Source organism: Janthinobacterium sp. Bl 1, assembly GCF_058215535.1.
Genome location: NZ_CM177086.1, coordinates 3,223,718 through 3,246,606, shown reverse-complemented (window position 1 = coordinate 3,246,606; position 22,889 = coordinate 3,223,718). Strand labels below are relative to the sequence as shown.

Sequence of the window (22,889 nt, the reverse complement as noted above, 5' to 3'; positions counted from 1 at the left end):
GCAAGTATGACTATGTTTCCACTGCGGCGACGCCCGTTTGCTTTCCGTATTGAAACGTCAACGTGACATGGCGCAGCGCAGCAATTGGTTCCAGTATCCACGTTGACGCAGGTCTTATCCGTTCGGCAACGCACCTCCCCGTAACGCCATCTGCCCGTAAAATACCCGCTTCCGACATCCATTTCACCTAATAACAAGGAGTTTTCGCCTATGGATCTCAGCACGTTCCACTCGCTGATGGGAGGCCCGCTGCGCTCGGCGCTGACCGTGCTCGTTTCCGCCCTGCTCGTCACCCTGGTTGCCATCGGCGTGCATCGGGCCGGCATCGGCCTGCTGAAAAGACTGGCCAATGGCCACCCGCTTGCCAGCAACGTCGCGCGCGTGGCCTTCCGCGCCAGCCAGCTGAGCCTGATCGTCTTCGGCTTGCGCATGGTGCTGGCCAGCGCACCCGACGACACGCCGGGCCTGGTCGCCATGTCGCACCTGGCCAGCGTGGCGCTGATCATCGCGCTGACCTGGCTGGCCATGCAATGCATCGAGTCGCTCAGCATCACGATTTCCCAGATCAATCCCGTCGACGCGGCCGACAACCTGCGCGCGCGGCGCCGGATCACCCAGGCCCGCGTGCTCACGCGCAGCGCGCACGCCATCGTGGTCCTCCTGGGCCTGTCCTTCGTGCTGCTGACCTTGCCCGGCGCGCGGCAGATCGGCGCCAGCCTGCTGGCCTCGGCCGGCGTGGCGGGCCTGGTGGCCGGTATTGCCGCCCGTCCCGTGCTCGGCAATTTCATCGCAGGCCTGCAAATTGCGTTCTCGCAACCGATCCGCATCGACGACGTGCTGATCGTCAACGGAGAATGGGGCACGGTCGAGGAAATCAAGGGCACCTACGTGGTCGTGCGCGTGTGGGACGAGCGCCGCCTGATCGTGCCGCTGCAGTGGTTCATTGAAAATCCGTTCGAGAACTGGACGCATACCTCCTCCGAGATCCTGGGCACGGTGTTCCTGTGGCTCGATTTCAGCATCCCGATCGAGCCCCTGCGTACTGAACTGACGCGCATCTGCGACGGCGGCACCCAATGGGATGGCCGCGTCTGCACGGTGCAGGCGACGGATTCGAACGAGCGGGCCGTGCGCGTGCGTTTCCTCATCAGTGCTGTCGATTCAGGCAAGGCGTTCGAATTGCGCTGCATGGTACGCGAGCAGATGCTGGCCTTTATCACCACGCACTATCCGCACGGCCTGCCCCGCTTGCGCTCGACGCATGACCCCATCGAGCTGCATGGCATGCAGGCGCAGAACGACAGCGTGTCGCTGCACAAAGCATAAAAAAACCGTGCGGCGCGCTGCCATTGCCCGCGCGCCGCTACAATGGTTCACATGAGCACCACCGCCTGGTTCATCCTGATCGGTTGCCTGATGCTGGCGCGTGGCCTGGGCGCCGACGGCATCGCGCGCCTGCCCTTGACCTCGGCCATGGCTTACCTGGGCGTGGGCCTGCTGCTGGGGCCCATGTTCCTCGGCCTGTTTTCGTTCGACCTGGTGCAGCAAGCGCCCCTGCTGGAAACCCTGACGGAAATTGCCGTCCTCATCTCCCTGTTCTCCGCCGGCGTCAAGATGCCCGTGCCCTTCAGCCTGGCGCGCTGGCTGGCGCCGCTGCGCCTGGCGTGGCTGTCGATGGCCATCTCCGTGGCCCTGGTGGCGGCCTTTGCGTGCCTGGTGCTGGGCCTGCCCCTGGGCGCGGGCATACTGCTGGGTGCCATCCTCGCCCCCACCGACCCCGTGCTGGCCACGGACGTGCAGCTGCGCCATGCGGGCGACCGCGAGCAATTGCGCTTCATGCTGACCAGCGAAGCGGGCATGAACGATGGCAGCGGCTTTCCCTTCGTCATGCTGGGCTTGGGCTTGCTAGGCCTGCATGAGCTGGGGCCGCACGGAGTTACCTGGATGTGGCGCGATCTGGTCTGGGCCAGCGCGGGCGCCATCGCCTTGGGCGCGGCGGGCGGCGCGCTGCTGGCCTGGCTGGGCTGGCAGGTGCGCGCGAAGGAGCCGAAACACGCGATGCTGGACGACCTGGCGGCCCTGGGCTTGATCGCCCTCGTGTATGGCGTGTCCACGTGGCTGCACGCGTGGGGCTTTCTGGCCGTGTTCTTCGCCGGCGTGGCCTTGCGCCAGACGGAACTGCGGCTGGCCGGCGCGCCGAAAGACCGGCACGGCTTGCTGCAGGCCGAGGAAACGCATGCCGTGTCCGCCACCAGGCCGCACGACAGCGACGTGACGCTGACCGTCAGCGGCGAATCCCTCGTCTTCAAGGAACATCTGGAACGCCTGTCCGAACTGACCCTGGTGCTGCTGCTGGGCGGCGCCGTCACGGCCGCCGCCTGGAGCTGGCAGGCGTGGAGCGTGGCGCTGTTCCTGCTGCTGGTGGCACGCCCGGCCAGCGTGATGCTCGGTCTGCTGGCCTCGGGCACCAGCATGCGCCTGCGCGGGCTGGCCGCCTGGTTCGGCGTGCGCGGCATCGGCTCGCTGTATTACCTCAGCTATGCCATCGCGCATGGCTTGGCGGACGGCCTGGCGCGCGAACTGGCCGACATCACCCTGGTCGTCGTCATCCTGTCCATCGTCGCCCACGGCCTGACGGTCAAACCGCTGCTGGAACGTTACTGGCGCAAATAAGCGCCATCTGCGCCTGTTTGTCATTGCTCCGCAGCAATGTTTTATCAATTGCCCCTATGGCGGGCGGAAATATTGTTAAGATAATTAAAAATGGCAAAAGAGAGAAGCAATGAAACGAAGAAGCGTGCTGGGACTGGGCGTCTCGATGGCCCTGCTGCAAACGGGCTGCGCCACCGATCCGGCCAGGCTGGCGTGGGAAACGGCATTTGACGGCTTCATGCGCGATGGCCTGGCCCGCACGGAAACGCCGGGCATGAGCGTGGCCGTGGTGCGCGGCGAGCAAACGATTTTCTCGCGCGGCTATGGCTGGGCCGACATCCAGGCCGGCAAGAAGGTCGATGCCAGCACGGTGTTCCATGTCGCCTCCGTCAGCAAGCTCGTCACGGCCACGGCCGTCATGATGCTGCTGGAGCAAGGCGCCTTCCAGCTCGACGACAAGGTGGCGGCCTACCTGGACTTCCCGCTCATGCATCCGAAGTTTCCCGACGTGCCGATCACCTTTCGCCATTTGCTCAGCCACACCTCGGGCATTTCCGACGCCGTGTACGAAAAGACGACGACGTTTGCCGTCCAGGGCGACCCGCGGTTACCGCTGCGCGACTTCGTCAAGGGTTACCTGTCGCGCGGCGGCGCCTGGTACGACGCGGACGTGTCGTTTGCGGCCCGGCCCGGCACGGAATGGCGCTACAGCAATGTCGGCATCGCCCTGCTCGGCTATCTGGTGGGCCGTTTGAACCCCGATGGCCTCGACGCCTTTACGCACGAGCACCTGTTCGAACCGCTGGGCATGGACAGCACGGCGTGGAATCTGGCCGGTTTGCCGCGGCGCACCGTCGTTGCCCAGCCGTATGCGCACAAGGAACCGGGCCTGCAAGCGCTGCCGCCCGTCGGCTATCCGGACTGGCCTGCCGGCCTGCTGCGCAGCTCGGCGCATGACTTTGCCCGCTTCCTGGCCATCTTCAGCAATGGCGGCCGGGTCGATGGCCACCGCTACCTGCAAGATTCCACCCTGCAAATGTTTTTTGCCCCGCAAGCGGCCCCCGTCGTGCCTGCCGATTCATCCGTGCGCCAGGCTTTGGTGTGGCTGCTGCGCGACGTCAACGGCAGGCCGCTGGCCACGCACAGCGGCGGCGACCCGGGCGCCGCGTCCGTCGTCTGCGTCGACCGGGCCAGCAAGACGGCCGTACTGGCCTTCGCCAACGTCAGCGCCGACAAGGAGTTTCGTTCATTCCAGAAAGAAGTCGTGCTGCGCCTGCTGGCCCATGGCGGCGGCGCGCAAGCGCGGTAGGCATGCCGCTTGTGTGAGCGGGCGCACGGTGGCGCCCGGGCAAGAACGTATGCTGTGCTGGTCAGATTTGACACTCAACAAGGAGACCGGCATGACTAACCGCATCGGCAACAAGGACGTGGCGCAACAGCGCAGCAAGAGTGAAAAAGCCCGCATCAAGGCGCAGAACATCGCCAACGAGGCGGTCAAGAAGGCCGAGGCCAGGGCCAAGTACCGCAACGCCATCAAAGGCCAACCGGGCCAGCCCGCTCCGGCAGGCTAGGCGCCGAACCAGCCGCGCAGTTTCTCGGCGGCCCGTTCCTTGACCTCGGCCGTGATGTAGGTGGCCACCGTGGCGACGGCCGCCGCCAGCACGGCCAGGTCATCCGCATAGCCGACCACGGGCGTGATGTCGGGAATTGCATCGATGGGCGAAATGAAATAGCCGAGCGCGCCATAGATGGCCGTCTTGGCCCACAACGGGGTGTTCGGCTGCTGCGCCGCGTAGTACAGCCACAGGGCTTTCTCGATGACTTCGCGTCCCGCCGTCTTGGCGAACTTGACGACCTTGTCCCAGAAGCTGTCATCCGTGTATTTCTTTTCATACTGCTTGTCGGCCTGGGGGGCGTGGTCTTCTTCCAGATTCTTTTTTCTGCCAAACATCTGCTGCTCCTGTCTGCCGCGCACGGCGTTACGAATGCGCACCTTAGCATAACGGCGCGGCGGGTGCGCGGCGTACAAGGTACGCTATATCCATGGAAATATCCGCCACCACCACGGCCCGCGCCGCCGGCCTGCGCTACACGGGCGACCATCAGAGCGGCATCGCCCGATTGGGCAAGCCAGGCAAGTTCCGTTACCGCGATGCAGATGGCCAGATCGTGCGCGATGCCGCCACCCTGGCGCGCATCAAGACGCTGGCCATCCCGCCGGCCTGGACGGACGTGTGGATCTGCCCGCACGCGAATGGCCATTTGCAGGCGACGGGGCGCGATGCGCGGGGCCGCAAGCAATACCGCTACCATGCGCGCTGGCGCCAGGTGCGCGACGAAGTGAAATACGAGCGCATGCTCAGCTTTGGCCGCGCCCTGCCCGCCATCCGCGCCGCGGTCGCGCGCGGCATGCAGCTGCCAGGCTTGCCCCGTGAAAAAGTGCTGGCCACCATCGTGCACCTGCTGGAATTGACGATGATGCGCATCGGCAACGAGGAATATGCGCGCACGAACAAATCGTTCGGCCTGACCACCCTGCGCACGCGCCACGTACAGGTCGACGGCAGCGCCGTGGCCTTCCACTTCAAGGGCAAGAGCGGCGTGCGCCACGATATCCGCCTGAGCGACCGGCGCCTGGCCAGGGTGCTGCAGCGCATGCGCGAACTACCGGGACAGGAACTGTTTCAATATGTCGATGAGGATGGCGTGCGCCACGGCATCGGTTCAGGCGACGTTAACGATTATCTGCGCGAGGTAACGGGCGAAGACTACACGGCCAAGGATTTCCGCACCTGGTCCGGCACCCTGCTGGCCGCGCTGGCCCTGCAGGCGTTCGAACAGGTCGATTCCGATGCGCAAGCGAAGAAAAACATCGTGCAGGCGATCGAGTCCGTGGCGAAAAAGCTGGGCAACACGCCGACGATCTGCCGCAAGTGCTATGTGCACCCGGCCGTGCTGGAATCGTATCTCGATGGCAGTTTATTGGAAGGCATGCAGGCGCGGGCGCGGCAGCAGATGCAGGACGATTTGCAGGCGCTGGCGCCGGAAGAAGCGGCCGTGCTGGCCTTGCTGCAACAGCGGCTGCAGGGCGCCGCAACGGTCAAGCCTGGCGCGCCGGCTGGCACTGGGCCGACAGCGTAAGGGCGTCGCTGCTGCAGACCGGCAAGGCGCCGTGACCGGCATCGCGCGCCACGGGGGCCGGCACGCCATCGTCCGGCTGCGCCTCGCCCGTATTCATCAAGGTGGCGGCCAGGGTCGAGAACGTAAACAGGCAGATCAGCAGGAATGGCTTGTTCACGTGGATGGACTGGTCTGGCTTTTGCATCGCATACTCCGTCGGACTGGTTGGCTGTTGCAGCATGAACACGATCATCGCGTGTTTCTGCAAGGCATACAATCAGACAGTTTCGACAAGACGGGTAGGACAGCGCTGACAGGCTCAGCCATAAGGTGCCGTGTCGGAAAATTTGACACCTGCTCCGTCCCGTTCCCGCCAAGCCCTTGTTTTTGCAGCACAATTAATACAGGAACGCTTCCTGCTTGACCTCCTGCCTGGGCACGCTTGGCGCCAGTCTATGGGGGGAACGATCATGAGCTTTATCAAACAGGCGCTGCTGGCGCTGCTGCTGTGCGCAATGTCCGCCGCGCACGCCGCCAGCATCGGCTACACGGCAACATCGCTGGGCGGCACGCAGTGGCGCTACGACTATACGGTCAGCAACACCACCCTGGCCGTGCCCATCGAGGAATTCACCTTGTTCTTCAGCGTGGGCCAGTACGCCAACCTGCAGAGCGGCTTCACGCTACCAGGCTGGGACGTGCTGGTGGTGCAGCCTGATCCCGCCATTCCCGCCAGCGGCTACCTCGACGCGCTGGCGCTGGCCGGCGGCATCGTCCCCGGCGCCACGCTCACGGGCTTTTCCGTCACCTTCGATTACCTGGGCGCGGGCAGCCCCGGCGCCCAGCCGTTTTCCATCCTCGACCCTGTCTCCTTCATCGAGCTTGAGGCGGGCATCACGCAGCCGGCCGCCGTCGCCCTGCCATCCACGCCATGGCTGTTGCTGGCGGGTATACTGGCCATGGCCTGCCTGCGGCGCCGGCAGCTGGCGGGCGCCGCGCTGGCCACGGGGCTGACACTGAGCCTGTGCGCCTGCGGCGGGCCGAACGATCCCACGCAGCCGGCCGCGCCGAAGGTCATGCTGGCCGGCGCGACCACCGCCCAGGCCGCCGGCGACCTGGAAGTGACCTTGCTGGAAAAAGTGGCCGAGCAGCGCGTCAACCGCACGGCCTGGGACTACACCTACCGCGTGCACATCCGTAACAATGGCAGCGAAGCGGCCGTCAACGTGCAAGCCGTGCTGGCCAGCGCGCCCGCAGGCAGCACCATCATCGATGGCGACGTACTGGCCGGCAGCATCGGCGCGGGCGCCACCGTCACGCCGGCCGACACCATCACCGTGCGCATCGAGCGCAGCATCGCCTTCCAGAGCACGGGCCTGACGTGGACCTTCAGCACCGGCGACGGCATCGTCCTCGAGCCCGTGCGGCCAGCGCAAGTGGTCGTGCTGCCGCTGGCCGAGCTGGGCTTTCCCGACGGCGCCGACAGCGTCAAGGCCAGCGGCGCCGTCACGGACGTGCTGCTGCAGGACGGCAGCCTGCGCTTTTCCACACCCGGCGACACGGGTGTCGACCAGCACGCGCAATTTTCCCTCAGCAAGGGCGGCAAGGTCACGACACTGGACCTGCTGATCCAGACGGCACTGCCCACGGCCGTGGAAACCTATGTGGAACCACGCGACGACGGCAGCGTACCGACCACGGCGCCCGTGCTGGCCATCACGGGACTGGGGCCGAACAACCGCCTGCAGCCGGGCGGCCTCGCGTTCCGCCTCGTGGATGCGGCCCCCATGGCCTTGCAGGATGACAGCGACGGCCTGCTGTCCGGCCCGAATGACGTGGCCATCAGCCTCAAGAGCTACTGGACGTTCGATGCGGCCAGCGGCACCTTCAGCATCGGCGCCACGGCCATGCAGCAACTGCTGGCATCCTTGCCCAACGGCAGCTACGACTTGAACCTCAATTTCGTTTCGCAGGATGGGGAATTCACTGCCAGCTATGCCTTGATCGTCATCAAATCCGGCATCGTGCTGCAAGGACAACTGCGCACGCCGGCGGGCGGCAATGCCACAGGACTGGCCGGCAAGAAAATGCTATTGGCCGGCTACAACAACCACCAGCGCCAGGTGGCCGTGGTTGACGCCACGGGCGCCTTCCATTTCGACGGCGTACTGCCCGATACCTACCAGCTGACCTTGAACGACCTGGTCCACCCGAACGTGGTCAGCGTCAGTGCCGTCGTTTTTGAGAACAGCAGCAACGTCAATGTCGACATCGTCTATCCGTATGGGACTAGCCTGGCTCTGCGCGGCGGGGCGCAGACCTATGCGGCCGGCAGCGTCACGCAGGATGGCGCCGGCCCGCCTGCGCGCGACCTGCCCGCCAGCCCCCGCGCCGCGGGCGGCGCCACGCCGCAGGCTGACGAGGGCAGCAAGACCTTCACGGCCATTGCAGCCGCGCAAAACCAGACCATTACGTCACCCATCGCCTTCACCGTACCCAAGGACACGAAAAACGTGGGCGTGAAAATCACCGTCAGCACGGCCGAGTATCCCACCTACACGACGGCGCAAAGCCAGTACAACGATACCTGGTCATACGCCGTGACCGGCTTGCCCGGCGTCAGCCTGGCCGCCACAGGCGCCGTCAACCAGTCGCACTTCACGCAAGGCACCATCGTCAGGACGGAGTGCGTCGACGTCAGCAAGCAGACCAACAATGGCGCGCTGAACCTGGGCGGCAACGTCAGCGCCACGAATATCGGCGACAGCGCCCTGGCCACCGTGACGACGGTGGAACTGAGTCTCGCGTGCAAGGGTTTGAAGGTGACGCTGGCGAAGTTCAGCTCGCCGAACCAGGCCGCCCACCCCGTGCTGCAGCCGATCAAGCTGACGGGCAATCTGGCGGGGCCGTATGTTTCCGTCTCGCAGGGAACGGCCACGGCCACGCACACCTTGCCGATGGAATTGCACTACACGCCGGCGGCGGCAAAGATTACGGAAATCAACATCGGCATATCGTCGGGCGGCGGCACTCCCGCCTTCAGCACGGAGAATTTATTGTCCCAGACGAATACCAAGACCGCCGGCACCGTAAAATTTCCCGGCCTGGTGCTGCCCGCCTTTGCCGGCGCCAAACTCGACAAGAAGGCCGTCGTCACGGTGCGCCTGAAGGGCAGCGTCGATAACGTCGATGCCAGCTCCGACCCGGCCGAAGGCGGGCAAGTGGAGTTCAAGGGCGACACGGCCTACATTCCCTTGTACCTGGCCAACAACGAGACGGCGCTGGCGGGGCGGCGCTACGGCACGCGCGATGCTGGCGGCGATTCGTGGGCCACGCGCTTGGCCATCGCTTGGCTGGCGGGCAAGGCTTACCGTTTCGACGACATCAGCGGCCAGCACGTGACGCAGACGGCAACGGGCCGCTCCATCCTCGGCCACAGCGGCCACAGCGACGGCCAGCAGATCGACTTGCGCTACGCGGACGGCGCGGGCGGCTACACGGACGCGCTGGGCGGCCAGAACGATGGCGCAGCCATTCAAAATCTGATCAATGCCGCCAAGGCGGAAGTGGTGGCCAATGCCGCGCAAAAGCCGAAACTGGCAGCCCTGCTGGCGTGGATCGCGGCGAACCGCGCCATGCTGGCCCAGGAAGCGGCGCAGGCCGGCACGCGCGTCATCTACATCGGCCCCAGCTTCGTCAAGCGGGCCCTCGTCGACGGGCGTTTTTCCGCCGCCACTACCGACCATATCCCCGGCGCTGGCGCCTGGACCAAGCCGGCAAAAATACACATCGAAACGGGACACCTGAGCCACTGGCACATCAGCATCACGGCCCATCCGTAAGCATGGTCAGGCGGGCAGATCGGACAGTTCCAGCTCCGAAAACCCCGCCCGCCGCCGCGCCTCCAGGTTGAACGGACCACGCAGGGCCGGGGCTTCGTAGCGCAGCGCCAGCTCGGCATAGGTGGCGCGCAATTCCAGGCCCCTTTGATCGCACAGGTAGCCATACCAGCGGTTGCCGATTTCCACGTGCCCCACTTCATCGCGCAGGATGATGTCAAGGATGGCGGCGGCGGCCATGTCGCCCGCCTGCGCCAGCTTGGCGCGCAGCGGCGGAATCGCATCGAGCCCCCGCGCTTCCAGGGTGCGCGGCACGAGCGCCATGCGCGCCAGCACGTCGCCGCGCGTCTTGTCGACCATTTCCCACAGGCTGTCGTGGCCGGGGAAATCGCCATACGTGTGGCCCAGCACCTGCAGGTGCGCTTGCAGCATGGCAAAGTGCGTGGCTTCCTCCTTTGCCACGCGCAGCCAGTCCGTGTAGTAGTCAAAGGGCAAATCCGGGAAGCGCCACAGCGCGTCGAGCGCCAGATTCATGGCATTGAACTCAATGTGCGCGAGCGCATGCACGAGCATGGCGCGCCCTTCCGGCGTGATCATCGACCGCCGCCCCACCAGACGCGGCGGCACCAGTTCCGGCCGTTCGGGACGGCCCGGCACGGGGCCGGTCGGCGCCAAAGGCGCTTGCGCATCGATAGAAAGCTGGGCTTCGGCCATGGCCGCCACCATCGCCACCTTCGTTGCCGGGTCCGGTTCGAGCAGGCAGGCGAGCGCAGTCGTGCGCAATTCCTGTGGCATTGCGGCTATGGTGGAGGTCAGTGGGGATATCGGCATGGTGCTTCCTTCTGGTGCGCTCTTGAACAAGGCGCGCAGTGTATCAAAATCAGAAGCAACTTACCCATACTCCAATTTCTCGTCTAGTCATGAGTGGAAAGCATCAAAAGGGTGAAGGGGTCGACGTTCCCCAATGCTGATCAATTTGCACTCCTCGCCGGCCGGCAGGCGTTTATGCCGATGACCTGGACTTCTATCGCCCCCATCTGATTTGCAGTAACTTGTGCGGCATAGCGCATGAGATGCAACATCAGTTGATCGAAATTCATGTTCTTTCCGTCAAAACGCCACTTTCTGGGGGCATGCAAGCTAATAACCAACAGACCATGACGACGATTTTGGGGGCGCAAATAGAAGTTCGCCAGCTGTTTCCTTACAGCAGTCTCGTATTGTTTGACCGTCCACTTCTTGTTCGCGTTTTTGATTTCAATAGCGATCTGCGCTGAACAAGATGTTGATGAAACTATGATATCTGGCTCCTTGCTCTCTGCGACCTTCGGTTCGCGATGAGCGTGGTAACGCGCTTTGCTTAAATCATTCAACCGTTCGGTCAACCATTGCTGTACCTTTTCCTCATCATCAGCCAAGGCAAAAAGAGAACGGCTGGAGGCATCGGCATTGTGGAATGAATCGGTTATGTTGGACAATACCGCTATGACAAGTCGAAGCAGTTGCCCTCCATTCTTTGTAGGGGCGACATGCAAATGGCCAAAGTCATTAATCTCTGCAGCAGTCCAAGCGTCGATGTCTGAATCCACATGCGCCTTCCGATGTGCCAACTCCGAAAACCGCATGGAATGGGGTGCGTACTCCGGATTACCTGCCATCTGCATCAATACGTCGTAAGCAGCAGTTTCGCGTCTAACCATCACCTCATTCAGAAGAGAGTTGCGCGCGCCCTCTGCGCGATCCCTTCGAGAAACAGTAGAGCCGCTTTCCGATGTTCTATCGTCCTGAGGGCGAACATAGCGATAAGCCAATTTCAGAAACTTGGCAAGTAGCTCTAATCCCATACTGTGAAGCGCAGGCAAAGCGACTCCATCGCTAGTGTGGCGGTCAAACAGTGCACCAAGCCAATGTTGTACCCTTAATTCAAACTCGGGCTCCGACTCTGCTGATGTGCGCACGAGCTGCGTGAACACGAGTCTGGCTAAGCCATCGCCATCGACTGATGCCAAAATCCGAAGATAAACAGAAATCCGCTCATCGTCCCACGAAGCCATGTGCACAAGTAAGCGTTTTTGAGCCAGCGCAATCACATCCTTTCTAGTCAGGAAATCCACGTGACGCGCGACAATACGACTACAGTAATCCAACGTTTGCTTGTCAGCCGGCTCCTTCCGCTTTAAATGTAGAAAGACTTTCTCGGTAACTATCTGTTGTCCCGGCACGTCATGATAGGCGGCATTTGAAAGGATATCGTTGAACTGGTTCTTAGCGCCGAATTCATATTGCAATGCTGCAACAATTTCCGGTAAAGCTATCTCGGTTCGAGCCAGGACGAGTTTATGAACCCATGAACATCTAATCGTTCCTGCCATCGTTGCGTGACGAATGGCAGTCCTAACTTCCATCTCACTCAAATTCGTGGCCCAACCACTGCTCTGGCTGTCTAAAGTCAATGCATCGAGTGCCAGACGGCTTAAGAGAGTGAATGTCCGGTTAATGCCTGAAACATTCGGCCGAACGGGTTTACGCAGTCGCCATACTTGGCGCATACCTGCAGCATAGTGCTCGATAACTTCATGGCTAAATACGCCATTAAGAAGTGAATAAGATATAACATTGTCCTTACCGTCTTTGGCGGCACGCATTTTTAACCATGTCGTCAAAGTGTAAAGCCTGTGCTGGCCTCCTCGCCAAGAGATCAATGTATCGGCATGGTCGAGGATTGACGGATTCTTGCTTAACTCCTCACGAAAATCAAGCCAGGATTGTTTCGCTCTCGCAGCTTCTTTCTCATGCTCAAGCTTCGCCTCCAGTTGTTGCTGTACATAAGCATCTGGTTCCCTTGGTTTTACGAACTCAGCAAGATCCCTGCCCAATACCAAATCTTCGAATGCCAATAGATCTAAACGCAAACGTAAAGGCGATACCTCATCATCTTTCAACGCATGCCATAGCGCGCTGAAAGCAATACGCCGATCATCTTCACTACACATTCTCCGTGCATCGTTCAGAAGCCAGTCTAGGTCGCTTGCATCGGTCCCCCAAAGAGTACGGCCATAGAACGGGCCTATCTGACAGAAATGGACGATTGGATGATCCGTTGTTGGCCTACTGCGCCAAGCAGCAGCATCGGCCCACATCAGTTGGCGATTCAAATGTTTGTCCGCACGCACCCTGTCTTTAAGCGCAGGCAAAGCCGCGTCCTCATGGTAATAGTCCAAGACGCGTTCGACCGCCATCAACAAGTGCAACATTCCATCCTCAATCTCACCTCGTCCGGATACTGAAAATTCGGCATTCGCCAGATCTGCAATTCCCTTGCAAAGTTCCGTATACCGTGTAGCAGTTTCGTTTGAGGCATTCAGACGATCCGAACCGAGAACCAGATCCGCGATACCAGCAACCAATCTCTTCTTGTCTAGTCTAGATGGCGTTTGCTTGTGGAATGTGGCAAGGTAACTAGCAAAGCCATCGGATGAGAATTTTCTTGCCTGCTCAGAGCGCTCGATCAGCATAAGAAGGTCTGCGATATTCAGGTAGTTCGGGTAAAGCAACTCAGCCAACCGGGGTGCAAGACGAGCATTCAATCGCTCCGGTTCCGCAATCAACTGTCTTGCAATTTTTTTCAACCCAGAATGATCGTTGCATACGACCATGGCTCTGGTAGCAGCTATACGCATATCGTCCTGAGATTCGTCGCAAGCGGCCTGCCGCGCCAAGTGCACACATGCTTCAACCCGGCCTTCTTCGATGAAATGTAAGAGATGCAGTCTAAATCCCGCTTTGGAGTTAGCTTGCCAAGCGAGATTGATTGCCTTTGCCAGCGCAGAATTCGAAAACATCCATGCTGCTCGATTATCGATATATTCATAATCAAGCCTGCCGGCAGCATCTAGGTGAGCGTAGGAGTTCAGCAAAGCCCCCCTAGTCTGCAGGGAAAGAGATTTAGGATCACCATGCACAATTAGCGCAATAGGTTCGCGCTCAATCAATTCCTGACAGACTTCAGGCACCCACTGGGACAGCCACGCGGTTACGGCAAGTAATGAAGGAACAGCAGTCTTTGCGCCATACGGATCCGCGAAGAGCAATCTTTTTATTTCAGATATGGGGCAATTATGCTCAAGCAAGGTACGCAACCAACAGGCAGCAAGGAACTCCTGTGTAGTCCGATGGTGAAACTTGATGCGTCCGTATGTGCTTGGCGCAAATACACCGGTACGTAATAAGGCGTTGACCTCATGGGGTTGCCAGTCATGTAGTATATCGGAAGGATTAATTGCACCTTTCGACAAGGTCAGGTCTGGCTCTTGCCCAGGCGCTTTCAGCGCAAACGTCTTGGCGAATACTAAGGCAGCGGCCAGTCGCCTCGCACCATCCATTGCACGCTCCGGACTTAGCAACCCGGCCCGGTGTTGGTTCTCCTCGCGAAGCTTACGACGTACACCTGCTGCCGTCATTTCGATCAACGAATCAAGGCGCGAATGTTCAGCCCAATAACCAATCAAGTCTATAAAGTCACCAGGACGCTCTGCCATCGCATCTAAACCAGATTGATTAATAGCTCGAAGCAGCGCTCGTCCGTCAATTTTGGCAGCGTCTGCCATTTTCAGCTTCTGGTCGTCGGTCAAAGGAACTAACTGAACAACAAGTAAATCACTAGGCCTGGGCACCTCATCCAAAATTGTTGTGTGGGTCTTTATTGTATGCTTGTCAAAAATAGGCCCTAATAAGATTTCGTCACGATCATGGCAGGCTAAATTATTAACAAAAGGTAATTCAGTTTCAATTGCTTCGCGATCTGACTTGCCTTTCCAGTCACTGACTCGGCAACTGACAATAATAAACGCTCGATTCAGGCTATCATTACCCAGTTCATTGCTGAGAGTACGGAGAGCACTTGGAAACGACTTGTTGTTGATTCTGGCCTCATCAACCGAATCAAGAAAAAACCAGGCATCGCCCGTCTCGCTCTGCTTCCATGCGTCAAACAACTGAGCATCCTCCCTTCGCAGAGCGGCTATGAAGCCATGGTCTATCAGATCCTCAATACGAACATAAAACGCGGGGTGCGCCTGCCCCCTTAGCATTAGGGCTCTTTGCTCAAGTTCCTTGGTTTTCCCGCACAACGCTTCCGCAAGTAGGACCACACGGCGACGCTTGAGAAGTTCTTCCCAATTAAGCCAATTTCCATACTTTCGTCCTAAATGTAAACTCCAGTTAAGTTCCGCATCCTTGTCTTTGTATATTGGTGCGAAGTGGCGTTCCAGATCGACGAAGTCTATCATTTAGGGCTGACTCTGTATGGTTTATATTGCTCAAATGATACCATTATCTTAGGGCAATGCCCCTTACATCGGCACAAGTCAATCAGTTGAGAAAATAGTGGGTGCTGGGGCTAGCTTAAGTTCACGAGTATTAGTAAAAGGTTGAAAACCATTTAATGCGTTTCAGCAACTAACTGAAACCTGCCCCAGCAGCCAGTCGAACAAGGCCTGCACTCTTGCCGGCAGCGCGGCGCGTCCGCTGTGCACGAGGTAATACGCCTGCGGGCTGGCCAAGGCAAAGCCGCCAAACGGCAGGATCATCTGGCCGCTATCTAGCCACGGCTGCACCAGCTGGCGCCGGCCCATGGCTACGCCCGCGTGGTGGATGGCCGCCTGCGCGCACAGGTCGGCGCGGTCGAAACGCAGGCTGCGCGCGGGCAAGCTCACCTCCGGCGCCTGCGCGTTCAGCCACAGCCGCCACTCGGCATCGGGCGCGCAGGCGGGCCAGGCCAGGGTGTCGTGCAGCACCGTCGCCCCTTGAAGCTGATGCGGCGCACCCTGCAAGCCGTGGTCGCGCGCATAGTCCGGGCTGCAGACGGGCGCCAGCCATTCGTCCATCAGCTTGCGCGATGCCAGGCCGGGAAAGCTGCCGTCGCCGTAATGCAAGGCCAGATCAACCTGTCCCGCGCGAAAGTCGACGGCGTCGTTCCCCACACGCAAATCGATCGACACGTCCGGATACTGCGCCGTAAAGCCTGCCAGGCGCGGCACGAGCCAGCATTGGGCGATGGAGGGGCGCGCATGCACGGTGATGCTGCCCGTGAGCGCATCGCCGCCGGCCAGCGCCGCATGCAAGCCATCCCAGCCGATTTGCAGCGCGGCGAAGATGCGTTCGCCATCCTGCGTCAGCTTGACCTGCCGCGTCAGGCGCTCGAACAAGCGCAGACCCAGGCCCGCTTCCAGCCGCGCAATGCGGTGGCTGACGGCGCTGGGCGTGAGCGCCAGTTCCTGCGCGGCCAGCGCAAAACTGGCATGGCGCGCCGCCACGAGAAACGTGTGCAGGTTGGCGAACTGGCTGGCCGTCAGCGTCGCCACGCGCGGCGCGCTGGCCCGCATCAAACGGCGCCAGCCGCCAGCAAGGCGCGGCCGCGCGCCACGTAAGCGGCCATTTCTTGCTCCGGCACCATGCTGCCGCCCGTGCCCCACACCAGGTGCGTGGCCGTTCCCAGGTGCCGCTGGTATTGCGACGCGGCCAGCACGGCAGGAATGCCCGCGAAACCGGCCACGGCCGACGGTTCCAGGCGCAGAGCTCGCGTCTGCTCCAGCGTCGCCAGCAAGCGGTACAGTTCTTCATCCGTGACGGTGGCGTAGCCGTCGATCAGCCTTTGCATGGCGCGTCCGACGAAGCCCGACGGGCGACCCACGGCCAGGCCATCGGCGGCCGTGAGGTTGTCGATGCCGATCTCCTGCACGCTGATGCCATCATGCAAGCCCGTGTACACGCCCAGCAGCATGCATGGCGAGTGGGTCGGCTCGACGAAGATGCAGTGAACGGCATCGCCAAAGGCCAGCTTCAAGCCAAAGGCCACGCCGCCGGGGCCGCCACCGACGCCGCACGGCAGATACACGAACAAGGGGTGCTGCGCATCGACCGTGACGTTCTTTGCGGCGAACTGGGCTTTCAGGCGCTGGCCCGCCACCGCATAACCGAGAAACAGGTCATGCGAGTTTTCATCGTCGACGAAGTGGCAGGTGGGATCGTTCTCCGCCTGTTTGCGCGCCGCTTCCACGGCCACGCTGTAGTCGGTCGCGTACTCGACGACGGTGACGCCGTGGCTGCGCAATTTGTCCTTCTTCCACCGCCGCGCGTCGGCCGACATGTGCACGGTGGCGCGAAAGCCCAGGCGCGCGCTCATGATGCCGATCGACAAACCCAGGTTGCCCGTCGAGCCGACGGCGATCGCATACTGGCCGAAAAACGCCCGTACGGCGTCGCTGGCCAACAGGCTGTAATCATCGCCCTCTTTCAGCAAGCCTGCGTCCAGCGCCAGCGTTTCCGCGTGTTTCAGCACTTCATAGATGCCGCCGCGCGCCTTGATCGAGCCGGAAATGGGCAAATGGCTATCCTGCTTGAGCCACAGCTGACCGCTTGTCATGTCTAACGCCAAACCTGGTACCGCCTGCATGGCGGGCAACGGCACGACGGGCGACTCAATGATGCCGCCGCTGGCCTGCGTTTCCGGGAAAGCCTTGACCAGGTACGGCGCAAAGCGCGCCAGGCGCGCGCTGGCCTGCGCCACGTCATCGGCCGTCAAGCCGACGTCTTTCAGGCCCTCGGCCGCCGGCGCAATGCCGGGATTGAACCAGCTCAAGGGCTGCAAGGCCATCAGTTCTGTAATCAGGGGAAATTTTTCGCGCAGCGCGACGATGGCGGAAGTGGGCAGCATGTCAACCTCGTGAAGGAACAAACCATGATTAGACCGCATGCGGGCGCCGCTGGCAAACGATGGTTGATCAGGCAATGGGTGACGGGAAGTCATCTATGCCATATTTATCGTCCGCACGGAACGCCAGAACGCGTGGACGATATCGCATGCCGACGCCGCGCATGACCGGGTCCTGAACTTGAACGATAGATAAATTTAATTCCTCAATGCACTATCGATTAAAGAAAAATTTCCACAAAGTCACAAAAATAAGTTATCTTAAAGGCAAATAAAAGGAGACATTTTTTCTCTTTTCTACCGAGGCAAAAATGCGCTCCAAGAACGACAAGGTCACCACTACGAATATGGATATCCTCGACTGCGCAAGGCAGGACGACTTGACGGCCCAAAAGGTCGAAGTCGGCATTATTTTCCAGGAAATGCTCGATACGGCCACGGCCGCCGCCTACCTCGCGAAGAACAAGGTGCCGATCGCCACCGCGCTGCGCGTCCTCACGGGATCACGACGGAAAAAGAGCGGTGCTGGAAATTGATGGCGCTGTGCTGGATACACTGCGAATATCACTGAAAAAGATACATGCGCACATTGTCACAAACCCCAAGCGCTCGCCGATGCGGCAATGCCAGCAGGCACCTTCCTTCCGCATCTGCGCAGGAAGGCGCCGCTGATTGCCCGCCTTAGAACTTCAGCTGCAGCCCCAGATCAATCGACCTGCCCTCGGCCGGCAATGCTTGCAAGGCGCCGCCGTTCGCCTTCAAGCCCGATAAATACACGCCGCCCAGCGGATCCGCATACGCGCGGTTGAACAGGTTGCTCACGCCGGCGCTGAGGCTGGCCATCTTGCTCAGCGCTACGCTGCTGCGCAGGTTGACGAGCGCGTAGCCGCCTGTTTCCGGTTCGACACGGCGCGCGTCGACCTTGTCCTTGCGGGTCACGATCTTCGTTTCGATGCGGTTGCTCCAGGCGCCCAGCTTGTGCTCGACGGCCAGCAAGGCGTTGAACGGCATCATGCGGTAAAGGTCGCCGCCATCGCTGCGCTTGCCCCGCGTGTATGCGGCGTTACCCGTGGCCATGAAACTGCCCCAGCGGGCGCTACTGGCCAGCGGCAGCTGCCACGCCAGATTGGCGCCGTACAGCTTGGCGTCGTGGTTGGCAAAGCGCAGCAAATTGCCGTTCGCACCCATTTTCATGTATGGGTGGAAAGATGACAGCACGTCGACGTCGATGTAATTGTCGACCTTGCTGTAATACGGGTTGAGGCGCACGAACCAGCCCTCCTCGCCGCCGCCATGCCAGTCGGCCGTGAAGGCCGCCGTGTAAGCGGTCTCGGGCTTGAGGTCGATATCGCCCACATAGCCGTTGCCATCGCCAAACCAGTTGGTCATGGTCATGGCCATCGAGCCGCGCCCCCACGAGTAGCGCTCGTACAGATTGGGCGAACGCACCTTGCGCGCCAGCGCGAATTCATAGCTGCTGGCCGCGTCTGGCGTGAAGGTGGCTTGCGCGGAGGCATCGATATTCGTGTCGCGCTGGCTGCGGCTGCGCGCATTGAAGGCCCTGGCGGCCATCACGTCCGGCATGTTCATCATGTTGGTGCCGTACGATTGCACGTCACCCGTGTCCATGCGCACGGATTCGCCGCGCAAGCCCAGCACGCTCGTCCAGCGCGTATCGTGGCGCGTTTCCAGTTCGCCAAACAGCACGGTGCGGTCGCGCTTGCCGTCGTTGATGTTCAGATAGGTGCGCGGTCCCATCATCATGGAACCGGGCACGGCCGGCCAGTAATCGTCAAGGCGGAAGCCGTGCCACTCCTGGCCCAGGCGCAACTCGCCTGCAGCGGTCGGCAAGCTGGCCATCAGCGCATAGCCCGTGTTGCGCCCGTGCGTGATCATCGGCATCGAACCTTTGCGCTCGGGGGTAAAGAAACCCATTTCATGGTCCGTCTGCTGCCAGTAGGCGCGCGCGTCAAGCACGCCCCAGGCAAATGTGCCCTGGTAAGCGAGGTTGGCGAACTGGCCATAGTTGTCCGTCATGTCCATGTACTGGTTGGGAAAACCCTGGTACGGGATGTGCTGCACGCCGGCACGCAGGGTCAGCTGCTGGCCATCGCGCTTCGCCGCCAGCACGATGGACTGGTTGATGCTTTCAAACATGCTGGCCAGCACTTTGTTGCCGTGGCCATCTTCATAGCTGTGGCCGCGCGTATAGGCGCCGCTGTAGCCGACGCTCAAGCTGTCGCTGGCGGCCGACGCGTTCACGCTGGTCGCCACGCTGTTGTTGACACTGCGTCCCGACACGGCAAAGCTGCCTTGCGTGAGCAGGCCCGCGCCGGGCTGGGCGAACACGGGCGCGTTCGACTGCACTTCGATGGTACCGCCTATGCTGTCACCGCCCGCGCTGACGGGAGTCACACCCGCAATCAGGCGGATGCGCTGCACCTGCTGCGGATCGATATACGACAGCGGCGCATTCATGTGGTTGGCGCAGGCCGACGTCAATTCCATGCCGTCGATGCGTATTTTCAGCCGGTCATCGGCAAAGCCATTGACCACCGGCAAGCCAGACACGCCACCGCCGGCCGCCACGCTGTAGCCGGGTGTACTGCTGAGCATCAACGCCGTGTCGGCAGCGGGACGGTAGCCGTCGCCTATGGCCGTGACGACGACTTTCATCTCGGGCAAGACCTGTTCAGTGCGCGTTTGCGCCACGGCGGGCATGGCGATGGCGAGGGAAATCAATAAGGGGAAATGTTTCATGGTGCTGCTTTCAGATTCTGTATGGGTAAAACGAACAGACGCAAGCGCACGACACGCGCGGCGCGAGGCAGTTCAGGAAAAGGGACAGATCAGAAAGCGGCAGGCGGCCCGCGGGGCTGGACGGGTGTCCAGGCAAACAGCGGTGTGGCGGACTGGTAGAACAGCAGGGGCAGCAAGCCCGTGATGAGCTCGCCGGAAGCGAGCACGAGAGTCGTTGGGGGCATATCCAGGGTGGCCGCATGCATGCTGCAGCACGGGCAATCGCCCATGCGCATGCCGCTCTTGGTATCGGGCGCGTCCGTGGAGAATGTTGCAGGCAGCATATTCATGCCGCCTGCCACCGAACAAATTTCCAGGCTGGGCACGGCCAGGCCGCTGGCGACCGTCAACGCGCGCGACACCGTAGGGGCGAGCGTGGCCAGGAAGATGGCGATACACGCGATCCACAGGACGATGCTGGCCTTGCCTTTGCTGATGAACATGGCAACATTGTATCAGCGCAGGTCACCCGTGGACAGCGCGCAAGTCAAGCCTTATAGATCAACCTTCATCGACAGCTTGATAGCGCGCGGCGCACCGGACGCCAGGCGCGTGCCGGCGCCGGCCCAGTAGCGCTTGTCTGCCGCATTTTCCACGTTCAACTGCCACACGACGGCCTTATCCATCACGCGGCTCGCATAGCGGGCGCCCGCGCTGAACAGGCTCACGCCGCCGAGGAAGGCCTGGTTCAGGTCGTTGACGGGACGGGCGCTGTAGTAATATGCGCCGCCGTTGACGGACAGGCCCGGCACGGCGTCAAACGCGTAAGCGAGGAAGGCGCTGGCCGTGCGTTTCGACGCGTTCTCCGGCGCCTTGCCGTTGTAGTCGGCGTTGATGTGCGCAAAGCTTGGATCGAGGAACTGGGCCGACGTCTGCCACGACAACTGGCGCGTCAGCTTGCCCTGGGTCGACAGTTCAAGGCCGCGGTAGCGCTGTTCGCCGTCCGACGTGAATACATTGCTGGTATTCGTGTAATAGCCGGGGCGCGTGATGTCGAACAGCGCGGCAGACAGCAAGGTGCCGCCAGGGGTCAGCCAGCGCGCGCCCAGTTCCTTTTGTTTACTCACGCCAGGCGCCATCTTGACGCCCTGGTTGACGGTGCCCGTCGGGCCCGTTTCGCCCTCTTCCAGCCCCCGCGCCGTGGAGGCGTAGAACGACAGCTCGGGCGTGGCCTTGTAGATCAATGAGGCCATCGGCGTCGTCTTGCTGACATCGTAGTGGCTGGCGCCCTGGTCGCTTTGATAGCTGCTGCGGCGCACGCCGATGACGCTTTGCCATTGCGGGCTGAAAACCATGCGGTCGAGCGCATACAAGCCCGTGTCGCGCGTGTCGAGCCCGGCCGTCGTCGGCGCCGTTGGCTTGGGACCGAACACGACAGTCGTCACGGGCACTGGGTTGTACAGGTTTTGCGAGGCGATCGTGTAATTGCTCTGGTAAATCGGATCTTGCGATTTATCCGTGCGCGACGCGCCCAGGGTCAGTTCGTGGGCGATGAAACCCGTGTTGAAATTGCCGGCCAGTTCCGCGCGCAGCAAGTCCGACGTCATCACGCTGTGCTGGATATTGCCCGTGATGCGGCCCGCGCCCGTGGCCAGCGCGGCCGCATTATTCAGGCGGAAGATGGCCAGGCGGCGGTCGCGCGCCGTTTCCGCGTGGCCCGCCTCCACCGTCAAAGCCCAGCCATCGGCGATGGCGTAGTCGGCGCGCAATTGCGCGTTTTTCGTTTGCGCTTCGAAATTCGACCAGTCCGGGCCGATCAGCTTGCGCGGATCGACGGCACGCGGCAAGCTGATCACGCCTTTCACGGCCGTGGGCAATGCGATGCCCGCCTGCTCTGTCACCCTGCGGCGCTCGTACTCAAGGTCGGCCTTGAGCAGGAATTTGTTCGTGACTCTCCAGTCGAGCGCCGTGGAAAGGAAGCGGCGGTTGCCATTGCCGACATTATCCAGGTAGGAACCCAGGGTGCCGCCAGCCGCATTGATGCGCACGCCGAATTCCTGCTGCGCGCCAAAGCGGCGCGCCACGTCGACATTCGCCACGGCACTGCCACGGTCATCAAGGCTCAAGCCCATGCTGGTGACGGGCTGGCTGCCGGCACGCTTGGTAACGAAATTGACGACGCCGGCCGGCGACGTAAAGCCGTAATACAGGGCCGAAGCGCCCTTCAGCACTTCCACCCGCTCCTTGTTTTCCATGGGCACTTGCGAGAAGTTCATGATGGGCATGGAGCCGTTGAGGCGATAATTCGTGCGGTTTTCCACCGCGATGCCGCGTATCACCAGCTGATCCCACGTCTCGCCCCCGTTTTGCTGGCGCGTCACGCCGGCCGTATTGCGCACGGCGTCGTACAGGCCGGACACGGCTTGCTGCTCCAGCAATTCGCGCGTGATCACGTTGACGGTCGACGGCACGTCCATGATGCTGGCGCCCCGAAAGCTGCCCGCCTCCGTGGTCAGCGGCACCAGTCCTTGCGCGCGGGCGCCCGTCACCTGCACGGCTTGCATGACTTTCTCATCGCCAGCCGTCGGCTCGTCCTGGCCGCTGGCCGCATTGGCCGCCAGCGCGGCGTGGGAAGCGAAGGCCAGCGACAGGGCTGCCGCCACTGGAAGTAAACGGGTGCGGGGAGTGGCAACAGGCATGGCGTCAGGCTTTCAATTGGAAAATGGGGAGCAAGCGGAAACTTACGGTTAGCGAACATGATACCGATAATGAGAATCATTATCAAGAAAAGGTGAGTTTGTGTGAGTTTTACAGAAGAAACTAGCTCC

16 protein-coding genes are annotated in these 22,889 nt (G+C 61.4%); 7 read left to right on the top strand and 9 right to left on the bottom strand.

Annotation, left to right across the window (positions count from 1 at the left end):
* Positions 1-210 precede the first annotated feature (210 nt).
* From AC4BCN_RS14425 to AC4BCN_RS14410, 4 genes are all read left to right on the top strand, one after another.
* Positions 211-1,326 carry a mechanosensitive ion channel family protein gene (locus AC4BCN_RS14425; protein WP_490491006.1) on the top strand — a complete coding sequence of 372 codons (1,116 nt, stop codon included), beginning with the start codon at positions 211-213 and terminating at the stop codon, positions 1,324-1,326.
* 51 nt (positions 1,327-1,377) lie between these two features.
* Positions 1,378-2,673, top strand: a complete 1,296-nt coding sequence (locus AC4BCN_RS14420; protein ID WP_490491005.1) for a cation:proton antiporter — start codon at positions 1,378-1,380, stop codon at positions 2,671-2,673.
* Between the two features lie 109 nt (positions 2,674-2,782).
* Positions 2,783-3,961, top strand: coding sequence for a serine hydrolase domain-containing protein (locus tag AC4BCN_RS14415; protein WP_490491004.1), 1,179 nt, complete (start codon positions 2,783-2,785; stop codon positions 3,959-3,961).
* 91 nt (positions 3,962-4,052) lie between these two features.
* Positions 4,053-4,223 carry a hypothetical protein gene (locus AC4BCN_RS14410; protein WP_200873014.1) on the top strand — a complete coding sequence of 57 codons (171 nt, stop codon included), beginning with the start codon at positions 4,053-4,055 and terminating at the stop codon, positions 4,221-4,223.
* Here the strand turns inward: AC4BCN_RS14410 and AC4BCN_RS14405 are convergent.
* On the bottom strand, positions 4,220-4,603 hold the full coding sequence (locus tag AC4BCN_RS14405; protein ID WP_046685558.1) for a YkvA family protein: 384 nt from the start codon (positions 4,601-4,603) through the stop codon (positions 4,220-4,222). The genes AC4BCN_RS14410 and AC4BCN_RS14405 overlap by 4 nt on opposite strands.
* A 92-nt stretch (positions 4,604-4,695) precedes the next feature.
* On the opposite strand from AC4BCN_RS14405, the gene AC4BCN_RS14400 reads away from it, so the two are divergent.
* Positions 4,696-5,793 (top strand): DNA topoisomerase IB, encoded by a 1,098-nt coding sequence (locus tag AC4BCN_RS14400; RefSeq protein WP_490491003.1) that lies wholly within the window; start codon positions 4,696-4,698, stop codon positions 5,791-5,793.
* Here the strand turns inward: AC4BCN_RS14400 and AC4BCN_RS14395 are convergent.
* Positions 5,753-5,977 (bottom strand): hypothetical protein, encoded by a 225-nt coding sequence (locus AC4BCN_RS14395; protein WP_490491002.1) that lies wholly within the window; start codon positions 5,975-5,977, stop codon positions 5,753-5,755. The two genes, AC4BCN_RS14400 and AC4BCN_RS14395, sit on opposite strands and share 41 nt — an antisense overlap.
* 265 nt (positions 5,978-6,242) lie before the next feature.
* Between AC4BCN_RS14395 and AC4BCN_RS14390 the strand changes: the two genes are divergently transcribed.
* Entirely contained in the window at positions 6,243-9,614 is a 3,372-nt protein-coding gene (locus AC4BCN_RS14390) for a hypothetical protein (RefSeq protein WP_490491001.1), read from the top strand.
* 6 nt (positions 9,615-9,620) lie between these two features.
* On the opposite strand, the gene AC4BCN_RS14385 is transcribed toward AC4BCN_RS14390, so the two are convergent.
* From AC4BCN_RS14385 to dsdA, 4 genes are all read right to left on the bottom strand, one after another.
* Positions 9,621-10,442, bottom strand: coding sequence for a ferritin-like domain-containing protein (locus AC4BCN_RS14385; RefSeq protein ID WP_490491000.1), 822 nt, complete (start codon positions 10,440-10,442; stop codon positions 9,621-9,623).
* 140 nt (positions 10,443-10,582) lie between these two features.
* A complete protein-coding gene (locus AC4BCN_RS14380) occupies positions 10,583-14,899 on the bottom strand; it encodes an NACHT domain-containing protein (protein ID WP_338678558.1) in 4,317 nt (1,438 codons plus the stop codon).
* A gap of 162 nt (positions 14,900-15,061) precedes the next feature.
* The gene (gene dsdC, locus AC4BCN_RS14375; protein WP_490490999.1) at positions 15,062-15,994 is read right to left on the bottom strand and encodes a DNA-binding transcriptional regulator DsdC; all 933 of its coding nucleotides are present in this window, start codon (positions 15,992-15,994) and stop codon (positions 15,062-15,064) included.
* The gene (dsdA, locus tag AC4BCN_RS14370) at positions 15,994-17,325 is read right to left on the bottom strand and encodes a D-serine ammonia-lyase (protein WP_490490998.1); all 1,332 of its coding nucleotides are present in this window, start codon (positions 17,323-17,325) and stop codon (positions 15,994-15,996) included. The genes dsdC and dsdA overlap by 1 nt, the downstream gene beginning before the upstream one ends.
* 308 nt (positions 17,326-17,633) lie before the next feature.
* On the opposite strand from dsdA, the gene AC4BCN_RS14365 reads away from it, so the two are divergent.
* Entirely contained in the window at positions 17,634-17,858 is a 225-nt protein-coding gene (locus tag AC4BCN_RS14365) for a hypothetical protein (RefSeq protein WP_128139428.1), read from the top strand.
* Between the two features lie 145 nt (positions 17,859-18,003).
* Here the strand turns inward: AC4BCN_RS14365 and AC4BCN_RS14360 are convergent, their stop codons facing one another.
* The 3 genes from AC4BCN_RS14360 to AC4BCN_RS14350 form a co-directional block, all read right to left on the bottom strand.
* Complete coding sequence (locus tag AC4BCN_RS14360) at positions 18,004-20,082, bottom strand: TonB-dependent receptor (RefSeq protein ID WP_490490997.1); 2,079 nt, start codon at positions 20,080-20,082, stop codon at positions 18,004-18,006.
* Positions 20,083-20,171: 89 nt separating this feature from the next.
* Positions 20,172-20,564, bottom strand: coding sequence for a DUF2946 domain-containing protein (locus AC4BCN_RS14355; RefSeq protein ID WP_490490996.1), 393 nt, complete (start codon positions 20,562-20,564; stop codon positions 20,172-20,174).
* 51 nt (positions 20,565-20,615) lie between these two features.
* Positions 20,616-22,760 (bottom strand): TonB-dependent siderophore receptor, encoded by a 2,145-nt coding sequence (locus AC4BCN_RS14350; protein ID WP_490490995.1) that lies wholly within the window; start codon positions 22,758-22,760, stop codon positions 20,616-20,618.
* Between the last annotated feature and the right edge of the window lie 129 nt (positions 22,761-22,889).